Origin of the sequence: Xanthomonas graminis pv. graminis (genome assembly GCF_030168915.1) — a bacterium.
GTDB lineage: Bacteria > Pseudomonadota > Gammaproteobacteria > Xanthomonadales > Xanthomonadaceae > Xanthomonas_A > Xanthomonas_A translucens.
Map to the genome: position 1 here is coordinate 3,820,500 of NZ_CP076255.1, position 13,714 is coordinate 3,834,213.

The 13,714-nt window shown below is 69.7% G+C and carries 10 protein-coding genes; all 10 read right to left on the reverse strand.

Features of this window, described 5'->3' with window-relative positions; all coding sequences use genetic code 11:
- Positions 1-355 precede the first annotated feature (355 nt).
- The 10 genes from KHF85_RS16605 to thiL all read right to left on the reverse strand — a co-directional run bounded on the left by KHF85_RS16605 (position 356) and on the right by thiL (position 13,642).
- Entirely contained in the window at positions 356-1,084 is a 729-nt protein-coding gene (locus KHF85_RS16605) for a response regulator (protein WP_053836281.1), read from the reverse strand.
- Positions 1,074-3,764, reverse strand: a complete 2,691-nt coding sequence (locus tag KHF85_RS16610; RefSeq protein ID WP_284567499.1) for a sensor histidine kinase — start codon at positions 3,762-3,764, stop codon at positions 1,074-1,076. The genes KHF85_RS16605 and KHF85_RS16610 overlap by 11 nt, the downstream gene beginning before the upstream one ends.
- 58 nt (positions 3,765-3,822) lie before the next feature.
- Complete coding sequence (gene kdpC / locus KHF85_RS16615) at positions 3,823-4,479, reverse strand: potassium-transporting ATPase subunit KdpC (RefSeq protein ID WP_284567500.1); 657 nt, start codon at positions 4,477-4,479, stop codon at positions 3,823-3,825.
- A gap of 41 nt (positions 4,480-4,520) precedes the next feature.
- Positions 4,521-6,581 carry a potassium-transporting ATPase subunit KdpB gene (gene kdpB, locus KHF85_RS16620; RefSeq protein WP_284567501.1) on the reverse strand — a complete coding sequence of 687 codons (2,061 nt, stop codon included), beginning with the start codon at positions 6,579-6,581 and terminating at the stop codon, positions 4,521-4,523.
- A gap of 10 nt (positions 6,582-6,591) precedes the next feature.
- Positions 6,592-8,313: a potassium-transporting ATPase subunit KdpA gene (gene kdpA / locus KHF85_RS16625; protein WP_284567502.1), complete on the reverse strand. Its 1,722-nt coding sequence runs from the start codon at positions 8,311-8,313 to the stop codon at positions 6,592-6,594.
- Between the two features lie 16 nt (positions 8,314-8,329).
- Positions 8,330-8,422: a potassium-transporting ATPase subunit F gene (locus tag KHF85_RS16630; RefSeq protein WP_003466177.1), complete on the reverse strand. Its 93-nt coding sequence runs from the start codon at positions 8,420-8,422 to the stop codon at positions 8,330-8,332.
- Positions 8,423-8,713: 291 nt separating this feature from the next.
- Positions 8,714-10,219 carry an outer membrane beta-barrel protein gene (locus KHF85_RS16635; RefSeq protein WP_284567503.1) on the reverse strand — a complete coding sequence of 502 codons (1,506 nt, stop codon included), beginning with the start codon at positions 10,217-10,219 and terminating at the stop codon, positions 8,714-8,716.
- Positions 10,220-10,383: 164 nt separating this feature from the next.
- Positions 10,384-10,821, reverse strand: coding sequence for a hypothetical protein (locus tag KHF85_RS16640; protein ID WP_284567504.1), 438 nt, complete (start codon positions 10,819-10,821; stop codon positions 10,384-10,386).
- A gap of 40 nt (positions 10,822-10,861) precedes the next feature.
- Positions 10,862-12,439, reverse strand: coding sequence for a CocE/NonD family hydrolase (locus KHF85_RS16645; protein WP_284567505.1), 1,578 nt, complete (start codon positions 12,437-12,439; stop codon positions 10,862-10,864).
- 225 nt (positions 12,440-12,664) lie between these two features.
- A complete protein-coding gene (gene thiL / locus KHF85_RS16650; protein WP_284567506.1) occupies positions 12,665-13,642 on the reverse strand; it encodes a thiamine-phosphate kinase in 978 nt (325 codons plus the stop codon).
- Between the last annotated feature and the right edge of the window lie 72 nt (positions 13,643-13,714).

Here is a 13,714-nt window from a genome sequence, read left to right on the forward strand (position 1 = left end):
GGCGGTCGCCGCGCTGGAAACAGCGTCTCGATGGACCTGCGCACAGGCGGCCGGGAGCATGCAAACAATCGCGATACCCAACAACCAACCGCGATGCTGTTGGCCTGGCGAGACTCGCGTCCCGCATCTCACGGCCCAATTGTCCATGTGCACGGCCTGCGTCCTACGATGCGGCTGAAGTTATTGAAATGTTTCTGCCTGTGCAAGCAAGCAGCCAACATTGGCTTCAGCCTTGGCGAACGAAGCAGGCAAGGCTGACATGCGTTGGGATCTGTCGGGGCTGAAGCCCCTCCTACAGTGCACCGGGCCAGGTTATCGAGCGTCTTGCAGAACCGGCTCCGATTGGCCGCGTGTCTCAGGCGCTGCGTTCGCTCACCCCGACGAAACGCAGCCCCACGCCCGGCTCGGTGGCGATGTAGCGCGGCGCCACCGCGCTGTCGCCAAGTTTCTGCCGCAGTTTGCCGACCAGGATGCGCAGGTAGTGGGTGTCTTCCTGGTGGGTCGGCCCCCACACTTCGCGCAGCAGTTGCGGCTGGGTGAGCACGCGTCCGCTGTGGCGCAGCAGCAGCGCGAGCAATGCGTACTCCTTGCGGCTCAGCGGCAGCGGCTCGCCGTCCAGGCGTACCTCGCGCAGGCCCAGGTGGATGTGCAGGTGGCCGTCGTCGAACACCGGCTCGGCTTCGCCGGCGGCAGGTTGCATGCGCAGCAGCACGCGGATCCGCGCCATCAGTTCCTGCACACCGAACGGCTTGGTCACGTAGTCGTTGGCGCCGGCGTCCAGCGCCTGCACCTTCTCCGCCTCGCCAGCGCGCACGGTGAGCATGATCACCGGCACCGTGGACCACTGCCGCAGTTCGCGCAGCACGCTGTGCCCGTCCTGGTCGGGCAGGCCCACGTCCAGCACCACCAGTTCGGCGCCGTGCGCGGCCAGTTGCGCCAGGCCGTCGCCGCCGGTGGCGGCCTGCAGTACGCGGTAACCCTGCGCGCGCAGGCTGATGTCCAGGAACCGCCGGATCTGCGGCTCGTCGTCGATGACCAGCACGCGCGGCGGCGGAATCGGATCGGCGTGGGAGTCAGTCGGCATCGGGGCGGGGCGGCGGGGCGGCGGGTTCGATCAACGGCAGGGTAATGCGGATCGTGGTGCCGCGGCCATCGCTGCCTGGCAGCGCCTCGACGCTGCCGCCGTGCGCGCCGATCATGCCCTGGCAGATGGTCAGGCCCAGGCCGGTGCCGTGGCGGCCGCGGTCGCCGCGCTCGACGCTGTAGAACATGTCGAAGATGCGCGCGCGCTCGTCCTCGGGAATGCCCGGGCCGCGGTCGCCGATGTCGATGCGCAGGCGCCCATCGACCATCGCCGCGGCGCCCCGGATCGCCTCGCCCTGCGGCGAGAATTTGGCCGCGTTCTCCAGCACGTTGAAGATCGCCTGCTCGACCAGCGCCGGATGCACCCACAGCGTCGGCAGTTCGGCGGCCAGGGCGATGTCCAGGCGTACCTGCGGCTGGTAGCGCTGCAGTCGCCGCGCGGCCGAGCCGATCAGTTCGTCCACGTCGATCCAGTCGCGATGCAAGGTCAACCCGGTGTGGCCGAGCCGGGTCATGTCGAGCAGGTTCTGGATGTAACGGTCCAGGCGCTCGCCTTCCAGCTGGATGGTCTCCAGCAGGCTGTGGCGGTCGGCGGCGTCCATCGCCTGGCCGTAACTGGCCAGGCTGCTGGCCGCGCCGATCATCGCCGCCAGCGGCGAGCGCAGATCGTGCGACACCGACGACAGCAGCGCCGAGCGCAGGCGTTCGGTTTCGCCGCTGACCCGCGCGCTCTCCAGGTCGGCCACCAGCCGCGTGCGCAGCGCGGCCTGGCCGATGTCCTCGACCATGGCCTCGGCCAGGCGCTGCTGCTCCAGCCCCGGGCGCTGCACGCCGGCGGCGAACTTCAGCCCGACCACGCCGATCGCGCCGCGCTCATGGCGCACCGGCAGGAACCACCAGCTGGCGCCGGCCAGGGTGTCGGTGAAGCGGCCGGTGGCCTGACCGTGGCGCTGCGCCCAGTCGGCGGCACTGCGGTCCACCGCGGCCATTGACGGCGCGTAGTCGTGCATGCCGTCCTGTGCGGCGGCATGCGCCGCCTCCAGCGGCTGCAGCCGCACCCAGGCCTCGGCCTCGAGCGTGGCGGCCAGCGCGCGGCGCCCGGCCTCCAGCACCTGGCCCAGGTCGGCGGCGCTGGTCAGTTCGCGGCCCAGCCGCTGCAGCGCGGTGGTCTGTGCGTTGACCGCGCGCAGCGCCAGCACCTGCATGCGCAGCCGCGACGCCAGGCGCCCGGCGACCAGCGCCGCGACCAGGAACAACAGCACCGTGACCACGCCCTGACGTGAGCCGATATGCAGCGTGTAGCGCGGTTCGATGAAGAAGAAGTTGTAGGCGAAGAAGCTCAGCAAGGCCGACAGCACCGCCGCGGCCATGCGCGTCTTCGCCGCGACCATCACCACCGCGACGATGAACACCATCGACAGGTCGTCGATGCCGACCCAGCGCTCGGCGATCCAGCCCACCGCCACCGCCAGCAGCGAGGCGACCGTGGCGAACACCAGGTCGTCGCGCGACAGCCAGTGGCCGGGGCTGCGCCAGCGCCGCCGCGCGCGCGCGCGCGCCTCCGGCGAACTGATGATGACCAGCTCGTAGTGCGCGCCGCGCTGCAGCAGCTGCTGGGTGAGCGTGCGGTTGATCATCCGCGCCAGCGGCCGCTCGCGGGTGCGGCCGAGCAGCAGCGTGGACACGCCGTTGTGCGCGGCGTGGTCGAGCAGCGCGTCGGCCACGCTGGCGCCGTGCAGCAGCGCGGCGTCGCCGCCAAGCCGCCGCGCCAGCGCGAAGGCGCGATCGACCTCCAGCTGCCAGGCTTCCTCCGGCTGCGCCTGGGTCTGCACGGTGACCACGCTCCACGGCGCGCCGCGGCGCTCGGCCAGGCGCCGCGCCACCCGCACCAGGTAGTCGGACTGGCCGCACCCGTCGATCGCCACCAGCACCCGCCGCCGCAAGGCCACGCCGGTGCGGCCTTGCGCGGCCTGCACATCGCGCAGGTCGTTGTCGACGCGGTCGGCCGCGGTCTGCATCGCCAGTTCGCGCAGCGCGGCCAGGTTCGACGGCGAGAAGAACGCCTGCAGCGCCTGCCCGGCCTGCTCGGGCAGGTACACCTTGCCTTGCTGCAGGCGTTCGATCAGTTCGCGCGGCGGCAGATCGACCAGCACGATGTCGCGCAGGCGGTCGAAGATCGCATCGGGCACGGTCTCGCCGACGCGGATGCCGGTGATGCGGTGGACCACGTCGTTGAGGCTTTCCAGGTGCTGGATGTTGACCGTGCTGTAGACGTCGATGCCGGCGTCGAGCAGTTCCTGCACATCCTGCCAGCGCCGTTCGTGGCGGCTGCCGGGCGCGTTGCGGTGGGCGAGCTCATCGACCAGCACCAGCGGCGGGCGCCGCGCCAGCAGCGCGTCCAGGTCCATTTCCTCGAGGATGCGACCGCGGTACTCCACGCGCCGCCGCGATTGCACGGTCAGCCCGTCCAGCAACGCCGCGGTCTCGGCGCGGCCGTGGGTCTCGACCACCCCGACCACCACCTCGCTGCCCTGCTGCTGCAGCTGGCGCGCGCGCGACAGCATCGCGTAGGTCTTGCCGACCCCGGGCGCCGCGCCCAGGAACACGGTCAGGCGCCCGCCGCGTTCGCGCTGAAGTGCGCCGATCAAGGCATCGGCCTGTTGGGTGCGGGGATCGGGCATGGGTGCGGTTCGGGACTCGGGACTCGGGACTCGCAGAGCGTACAGCGCGGGCTGTTGGTTATTGCTTTTGATTTTCACGGGTCCCGAGTCCCGGGTCCCGAGTCCCGGCTCCTCCGTCCCGAGTCCCGGCCTCATCCAACGCAATGTTCAGCCCCAACACATTCACCCGCGGCTGCCCCAGCACGCCGAACTGGCGCGGCTGCACCTGCGCGGCGACCAGCGCGGCGACGGTCGCCACCGGCAGTTCGCGTGCCTTGGCCACGCGCGCCACCTGCTGCTGAGCCGCGGCCACGCTGATGTCCGGATCCATGCCGCTGCCGGACTGGGTGAGCAGGTCGTCCGCCACCTGCGCCGGGGCGACGCCGTCGCGCGCGGCCACGCTGGCGCGCGCGTCGGCGATGCGCTTCTGCAGCTCGGGATTGCTGCGCGCCTGGTTGCTGCCGGCCGCGGCCATCGGGTCGAACTTGGCCGCCGAGGGCCGCGGCTGGAAATAGCCGGGCGCGGCGAACGGCTGCGCGACCAGCGCCGAGCCGAGCACGTGGTCATCGCGCTGCAGCAGGCTGCCGTTGGCCTGTGCCGGGAACAGCGCGCCGGCGACCACGGTGGCGAGCAGCGAGTACAGCAAGGCGGCGCCCAGCACCAGCAGCGGCAGCAGCAGCGCCGCGCGCCAGCGCAGCGGTTCGCGGTAGGAAGAGGAAACCGGGGAAACGTTCATCGCGGGAGATCCGGAAAGGAAGCGGAAGATCGGCGCCGGGCTCAGCCCAGCGCCACCAGGATCATGTCGATCAATTTGATCCCGACGAACGGCAGCAGCACGCCGCCGACGCCGTAGATCAGCATGTTCCGGCGCAGCAGCGAGGTCGCCGTGGCCGGGGTGAAGCGCACGCCGCGCAACGCCAGCGGGATCAGCGCCGGAATCACCAGCGCGTTGAAGATCAGCGCGGCCAGCACCGCATGCGTCGGGCTGGACAGGTGCATCACGTTCAGCGCCGCCATCTGCGGGATCGAGGCGGCGAACAGCGCCGGCAGGATCGCGAAGTACTTGGACACATCGTTGGCCAGCGAGAAGGTGGTCAGCGCGCCGCGGGTGATCAACTGCTGCTTGCCCACTTCCACCACCGCCAGCAGCTTGGCCGGATCCGAATCCAGATCGACCATGTTGCCGGCTTCCTTGGCCGCCTGCGTGCCCGAGTTCATCGCCAGGCCGACGTCGGCCTGGGCCAGCGCCGGCGCATCGTTGGTGCCGTCGCCGACCATCGCCACCAGGCGCCCGCCGGCCTGCTCGGCGCGGATGCGCGCGAGCTTGTCTTCCGGCGTGGCCTCGGCGATGTAGTCGTCCACACCGGCCTCGGCGGCGATCGCCGCGGCGGTGAGCGGGTTGTCGCCGGTGATCATCACCGTCTTCACGCCCATCGCACGCAGCCGCGCGAACTTCTCGCGCACGCCGTGCTTGACCACGTCCGACAGTTCGACCACGCCGAGCACATGGCGGCCTTCGGCCACCACCAGCGGCGTGGCGCCGCTGCGCGCGACCTGCTCGACGCGGCCCTTCAGTTCCGCCGGCACCTGCCCGCCCAACGCGGTGACGTGGCGGATCACCGCGTCGGCGGCGCCTTTGCGGATCGAACGCGGCGCCTGCTGCCCCTGCGCGGCCAGATCGACGCCGGACATGCGCGTCTGCGCGGTGAAGGCGACGAAGCTGGCGCCGTCCGGATCGGCCAGCGGCATGCCCTGCTCGCGCGCCAGGCGCACGATCGACTTGCCTTCCGGGGTCGGATCGGCCAGCGAGGACAGCATCGCCGCCTCGCGCAGCTGCAGCGCATCGACGCCGCTGAGCGCGTGGAATACGGTGGCCTGGCGGTCGCCGTGGGTGATGGTGCCGGTCTTGTCCAGCAGCAGCACGTCGACGTCGCCGGCCACCTCCACCGCCTTGCCCGACTTGGCCAGCACGTTCGCCGACAACGCGCGGTTCATGCCGGCGATGCCGATCGCCGGCAACAGCCCGCCGATGGTGGTCGGGATCAGGCACACCAGCAGCGCGATCAGCAGCAGCGGATCGACCTTGACCCCGACGAAGCCGGCGATCACCGGCAAGGTCGCGACCACGATCAGGAAGGTCAGGGTCATCGCCGCCAGCAGCATGGTCAGCGCGATCTCGTTCGGGGTCTTCTGCCGGTTGGCGCCCTCGACCAGCGCGATCATGCGGTCCAGGAAGCTGTGGCCGGGCTCGGCGGTGACCTTCACCACGATCTCGTCGGACAGCACCTTGGTGCCGCCGATCACGCCGGAGCGGTCGGTGCCGGCCTCGCGCAGCACCGGCGCCGATTCGCCGGTGACCGCGGCCTCGTTGATGGTGGCCACGCCGTGCACGATCTCGCCGTCGGCCGGGATCAGTTCGCCGGCGGAGATCACCACCAGGTCGCCAGGCTTCAGTTCGGCGGCGGGAATGCTGGTTTCGCCGTCCAGTTGCGCGCTGCTCACCCGACGCGCCACCAGGTCCTTGCGCGCGCGCCGCAGCGAGGCGGCCTGGCCGCGGCCGCGCGCCTCGGCCACCGCTTCGGCGAAATTGCCGAACAGCACGGTGATCAGCAGGATCGCGGTCACCGCCCAGCCGAAGCCGGGCGCGCCCTGCCCGGCCGCGGTGATCAACGCCGACAGCAAGGTGCCGGCGAACACCACCGCCATCACCGGACTGCCGAGCAGATGGCGGGGCGAAAGTTTCAGCACGCTGGCGCGCAACGCGGCGCGCAGCGCGGGGCCGTCGAGCAGGCCGGGCCTGTGGACGGAGGAAGAAGCTTGCGGAAGCGGGGTGCTCATGGTCGTGGTCTCAGTGCGCGGCAAGCGTCAGGTGATCGGCGATCGGGCCCAACACCAGTGCCGGCGTGAATTGCAGAACGGTCAGGACCGCGATGACCGCAATCAAGGTCAGCGCGAAGGTCGGCGTTTCCACCTGCAGGCTGCCGCCGGTTTCCGGCGCCACCCGCTTGCGCGCCATCTGCGCAGCCACGATCAGCGGCACGATCAGCGCCGGATAGCGGCCCAGGATCAACACCAGCGTGCAGGTCAGGTTCCACCACGGAATACCGTCGCCGAGGCCTTCGAAGCCTGAGCCGTTGTTGGCGAACGCCGAGGTGTACTCGTAGAACACCTGGCTGATGCCGTGGAAGCCGGGATTGGAGGTGGCGGTGATCGCCGCCGGCATGGCCAGGGTCAACGCGGTGAAGCCGAGCAGCACCAGCGGCTGCAGCAGGATCAGCAAGGCCAGCAGGCGCACTTCGCCGGCTTCGATCTTGCGCCCGAACAGCTCCGGCGTGCGTCCGGTCATCAATCCGGCCAGAAACACGCTGAGCAGCAGATACACCAGGAACTGCTGCAGGCCGCAGCCGATGCCGCCCCAGATCGCGTTGACCAGCATGTTGATCATGGCCACGCCGCCGGTCAGCGGCGCCAGCGAATCGTGCATCGCATTGACCGAGCCGTTGGAGGTCTGCGTGGTCAGCGACGACCATGCCGCCGACGCATCGACGCCGAAGCGCACCTCCTTGCCTTCCATCAGCGCCGCGCTCGCGGTGCTGGCCGAATGGCCTTCGGACCACACCGACACCGCGGTGGAGGCCAGCGACATCGCCAGCATGCTGCCGAACACCAGCACGGTGAATTTGCGCCGCCCGGTGAACGGGCCGACCATGAACGCGATCGCCACCGGGATCAGCACGATCGCCAGCGCTTCCAGCAGATTGGAGAACGGGGTCGGGTTCTCCAGCGCCATCGCGCTGTTGGGGCCGTACCAGCCGCCGCCGTTGGTGCCGAGCTGCTTGATTGCCACCATCGCCGCGACCGGGCCGAGCGGGATCTTCTGCGCGGCCATGCCGGCGCTGGCGTCCAGCGGCGTCGCCACCGGGCCGGCGGCCAGCGTGGACGGCACGCCCTGCTGGGTCAGCAGCACGGTCCACAGCAGGCACAGCGGCAGCAGGAAGCGCAGCGTCGGCCGGATCACGTCGGCCCAGTAGTTGCCGACGTCGGCTTCGTCGACGCTGAGCGTGGCCTGCTGGGTACCGCCGCTCGCTGCGGCCGTTCGCCCCCCGAACAGCGCACGCAAGGTCGCCACCACCAGCGCCAGGCCCATCATCGGGGTGACGAACTGCAGCCCGACCACGCCCACCGCCTGCGACAGATACGACAGCTGCGCCTGGCCGGAATAATGCTGCTGGTCGGTATTGGTCAGGAACGAGACCATGGTGTGCAGGGCCACGTCCCAGCGCATGTTCGGCACCGCATCGGGATTCAGCGGCAGCCAGGCCTGGGTCACGAACAGCGCGAACACCAGCACGCCCAGCACCAGGTTGCTGGCCAGGAACGCGCCGGCATAGCCGCGCCAGTGCATGCCGCGCGCCGGATCGGTGCCGAGCAGGCGGTACAGCGGGCGTTCGATCCAGCCGAACAGCGCGTCGCCGCGCATCGGCGCCCCGCGCATCACTTTGGCCAGGTACAGGCCCAACGGCCACCCCAGCAGCAGCGCGAGCGCATAGACAAGCAATGTATCGATCATGGCAGTGGCACTCGGCTCAGAAGTCTTCGGGACGCAAAATCACGTACAACAGGTAGCCGGCGGCGACGATCACCGCCATGCCGCAAACGAACGAAAGCCAACCGCTCATGGTGTCAACTCCGGACAGGTGAAGGGTCCGCACGCACAGCGGACCTGAAAATCGCGAAAAAGAACCCTTTGGCGCCGAACGCGCCAAAGAGGTGCTGCAGAAAACGCGGTAACCATGGACATCGCACCGGACCGGCCTCGCTGTCCCAGGCCGGCATTGTCGGAGCAAGCGCCATAAACTCTCTGTGTCGAAGGCACGCGCGCGGCATAAATTCTGCGTAAAGCCGACGAATGGATGCGATCGGCCGCGCCGCACCGCCGCCTGCTGCGGTGCCGGCGCGGCGCGGTGCGCTCAGTAGTGCAGGATCGCGTCGATCAGCGCCACCGCCTGGTGGTTCTTGCGGCCGCCGTCGTAGGCCGGGAAATCGTAGGCGCGCTCATAACGCAGTTCGGGGCGGATCTCCAGATCCTGCGACACCCAATGGGTCATGCCGATGGTATGGCTGGAATAGCGCGTGGCGAAGCCGGTGCGCTGGCCGTCGTGGTCGTCGACGAACTCGTTGCGTATCGACAGCATGTCGGCAGGATCGAGCTGGATGTTGAGGTAGTTGACGATGGCGTCGGCGGTGCTGCGGCCCAGCGGGAAATCCGGCGCTTCGCCCAGGGGATAGCCCGGCCGGCCGGTCGGCGCATGCGATTGCGACGGATCGGTGGCCAGCGCCTGGTCGCGCACATAGAGGTGATAAGCCTCGGTGAGCATATGCACCTGCGGCGAGAAGCGGTGTCCCCAGGTCAGCACGAATTCCTGCAGGTTGTTGTAGGTCTGCGCTGAGTGGTTGTACGACTCCACGCAGGGATAGAACATGTCGTTGTTGCTCCTGGACACCCAGCGCACACAGGCCTGTGCGCTCACCCGGCTGGTCGAATCCCAGATCGCCGAATCGTCGCCGCCATGCACGCCGAGCTGCAGCGTCCACTGGTCGTTGAGCTTGGTGGTGGTGAGGATGCCCATGTTGGTATAGGCATCGATCGTGTACAGGATCGAGTGCGTCATCAGGTAGTTGTTGGGCGAAAACTGCGCCTCGATGTCCGGCAGCGAGAGATAGCGGCCGGCGGTGATCAGCATGCCTTGCGCGACCGACGGCAGGTACAGGTCCACGTAGGCGATCATCGGGTCGTTGCCGTAGATCTTGCCGTTGAGCGCGCTATCGGGATTGGGGTGATGCAGCAGCTGGTCGCTGGTGACCCCCTTCATCGTCGTGTAGTGGTAGTCGTAGCCATACAGGTCGTCGAAGTGGAAGCCCCAATCCACATGGTCGGTTTGCACCGTATCGGGCACGCGCTGCAGGCGGATCAGGGCCTGGTCGAACTCGCCGCGGTTGGGCCGCGTGGAATAGGACAGCGGATAGTTGGTATGCGCCGAAGTGCTGGCATTGAGCGACGGGTTGATCCAGCCGTACAGCTCGATGCGGTTGCGCGTCATCCACTGCCCGGCGCGCGTGCATGCCAGCGCCTTCTCGACCGGATACTGCGCATTCTCGTTGGGCACGCCGAGCGGATAGTCCACCGCGCCGAGCTGCCATTCCGCCGAGGGGAAGGGCGGCGAGGAAAACGGCGACTGCATGCCGCGCCGCGCCGGTGCGGGCGCATCCGGATCGGCTGGCTGGGCGTCCTCGCGATACGCGGCCGCCAACCGCGACAGGAAGCCGTTGGAACAGTCGGCGCTGGCCGGCGTGGCGCGCTCCTGCAGCGGTGGCGGCACGGACGCGGAGACCGGCGCTGCGGTTTCGACCGCAACAGCCTTGCCCGCACAGAGCAGCGCCAGGGACACGAACAACGGAGTGAACTTCATGGACATCGCAAAACCGGCTCGCAGCGAGCCGTCCTCTTCGGTGGATGGAAAATGGGCACAGTGGCGCTTGCGCCGCGCGCCTGATCGGCGCGCCGTCGCGCGATGCCGGTGCCCCTGCGCAGGGCCGGCGGACACGATGGGATGAGGCCGCCGAACGCGCGGCGCGGCGATCAACCCGATCGGAGCGGGATGCCGGCGCGGCGACGGCGCTGCCGCATCTGCGTGGCGGAAACCTCGCGCGTGGAGCGCAGTGCGCAGGCCATGCGATACGTGCTGCGCATGCCGCCGATGGTGTCGATGGACGCCAGGCGCAACCGCCACAACGCGGTGCTCGGCGTGGTCGGCAACAAGAGCAAACATCCATCCATCGATTCCATCAAACCGCCCTCGGTGTCAGCGCGGAAAGTATAGGAATCGCCGAATATCTTCGTTGCAAACCCGCGAGGGATTTGAATAAATCCTGCGTAAATTCGCGGCGGGCGCGGTATGGCGCGGTGGCCATCTGATCGGCAGCGAAGCTGCGTCGCAGCGTCGCAGCGATGCATCGAGCCTCGGCAGCGCGGCATCAGCGCGCGCACGATGGCGCGACAGCTTGCGTGTCGCGCCATCGTGGGCACTCCCCGTTGCAGGGAGCGCCCGCGGTCGAGGTCAGTGCAGCGGCACGCTCAGGCTGGACGGCGCCGCCGCCGGCGAACTGAAGCTGACGCTGCCGCCGAAGCGGCTGGCCGAGCTGTAGCGCGGATCGGTGGTGTCCACCACCAGCACCAAGCGGTTGCCGGCCGGGATCTCGGCGGCGGTCGCCTGCAGCGGCAGGTCGATCGTGGTCGCCACGCCCGGGGTCGCGTTGCGCAGCGAGTACGGCGCATGGCTGAGCAGTTGCGCCACGCCGAGCCCGTTCATGCTGTAAAGATAGGCGAACAGCGACACATTGGCCTGGCTCGGGGTCACCGTGACCCGCAACGATGGGCTACCGGCCAGACGCTTGGCGCTGCTGAGCACCGGCCCGCTCCACACCGCCGCGCCGTTGCGGTCCACCAGCGGGAGCGAGGTGCTGACCGGCTGGCCCAGGCCCTGCAGCAGGCCGCTGACCAGCAGCACGCCCGAATCGGCCAGGGTCGGCACGCCGGTGGCGATGCGGTGGCTCCAGCCATTGCTGGCACCGCTGCTCAGCGCACCGGTCGCGATCAGGCCGCTCGGGCGGGTCAGCGCGTACCTGGTCGCGCCGGCCTGCACGCTGTTCCAGTCGGCATAGCGCAGCCAGGTGCCGCCGAGGGTGGACAGCTGCACCGGCTGCTCGCTGTCCACGCCGTTGGCCTGGCCCTTGAGGTAATGGTCGAACCAGCGGGTGGTCTCGGTGTAGATCTCGTTCGGCAGACCGAGTGCGCCCGGCAGTTCGGCGGTGGCGTGGTCGCCCTGGCTGAACATCAGATGCTTGGGCACGCTCAGGCGGTTGTACAGATCGATGTACTGGTTCGGCGGGAACAGGCCGTCGTTGAACGCGTTGGCCAGCAGCACCGCCGTGCCGTTGCGGTTGAGCGCCTGCACTTCGTTGATCACGCTGCGTTCGCCGGCTTTGGGCAGGAAGCCCTGCACCGCGCCGTCGTAGTCGCCGCCCGCGACCCGCGCGCTGATCTGCGCCAGGTCCGGCCCGGGCCGGCCGGTGATCGCGCCGGAGGCGACCAGCAGGCCGACGCCCTGTTGGCTGACCGTGGCGTTCGCATACAGCGAGGCCTGCAGGTCGGCCCAGCCGCTGAGCGCGGCGACCGCCTTGATCCGCGGATCGCGCGCGGCGGCGAGCAGGCTGGTGCCGGCGCCGTAGGAAATGCCGGACACGCCGATCGCCTTGGCATTGGCCGGGGTATTGGCCAGCGCCCAGTCGATCACCGTGCTGACATCCTCCACCGTCGGCGCCCCGGCGATGTCGATCTGCCCGGCCGAATCCCAGAACCCGCGCGAGGTGTAGCTGACCACGACGTAGCCGTCGCTGGCCAGTTCGCTGGCGCGGCCCACGTATTCCAGATTGGGCAACGACCAGCTGGCCGGCATCACCACCAGCGGGAACGGCCCGGGGCCTTGACCCTGGGGGACCAGCACCAGCGCCCCGAGCTTGGTGCCGTCCCAACTGGTGATGGTCCGGTACTGGTTGCTGAAACCGCCGGCGAAGGCGGCGGCGGAGAACAAAAGCATCGCGCACAGGGCGATGCAGCGGGACACGGACGTACGCATGTACTGCCTCCCAGAGGGCGCCGGACCGGAATGGCCCGGCTGCCAGAAACGGTTACGGGTACGCCGACGTGGGGAGTCGGGCGTCGCAACCATACCAGCGGGTACGGACAAGTTCACGCCGCAGTGCGGCACAGTATGGTCGAGCCGCGGCGCGCCTTGGCCGCTCTCCCGCCGGAAGAGGGGTTGGGGTGAGGGTCCGGCGCGAACGCGTCTCGCAGACGTCCCCTAGCCGGCGAAAAAATGCTCGTAGCCGCGTCGCGGCGGTTGCCAGGGCTGGCCGTCCGCGTCGCGGACGACGATGCCGCCGCCGGCGACGATGCGGCCGATCGGCGTGGCTTCCTCGCCGATCGCCTGCAGCGCCTGCACGATGGCCGCGCGCTGCGCCGGGGCGGCGGTGAAGCACAGTTCGTAGTCGTCGCCGCCGCCCAACTGCCAGGCGTGCACTTGCGCAGCGCTCGCCTCTGCCGGCGCGGCCGCCGCCGGCAGCGCGGCGAGCCACAGTTCGGCGCCGACACCGCTGCGCGCGCAGATGTGCTCCAGGTCGGCCAGCAGGCCGTCGGAGATGTCCACACAGGCGTGCGCCAGCCCGCGCAAACACAGCCCGGCCTGCACCCGTGGCGACGGCCGCAGCAGGCGCTGGCGCAGGTGTTCGTGGATCGGATCGGCGGCGGCATGGGCCACGTCCAGGCGCCCGGCCTGCCACAGCGCCAGCGCCGCGGCGGCCTCGCCCGGACGCCCGCTGACCCAGATCTCGTCGCCCGGCTGCGCGCCGTCGCGGCGCAGCGCCGCGCCCGGCGCCACGCTGCCGATCGCGGTCACCGACAGCGACAACGGCCCGCGCGTGGTGTCGCCACCGGCCAGCACGATGGCGTGCGCATCGGCCAGCGCGAAGAAGCCGTCGGCGAAGGCGTCGATCCAGCCCGCATCCTCGTGCGGCAACGACAGCGACAGCGTGCACCAGCGTGGCTGTGCGCCCATCGCGGCGAGGTCGGACAGGTTCACCGCCAGGGTCTTCCAGCCTATGTCGGCGGCGCCGGTCTCGGCCGGGAAATGCACGCCGGCATTGAGCGTATCGGTGGTGATCGCCAGCTGCTCGCCCGGCGGCGGCTGCAGCAGCGCCGCATCGTCGCCGATGCCCAACGGCACGTCCGCGTGCGTCCCGATGCGGGCACGCAGGCGATCGATCAGATCGAATTCGGGCATTTGCAGGCCGGGAATGGGGAATGGGGAACCGGGAATGGTAAGAGCGAGGGCAACCGCCGGGGCATCATTGGC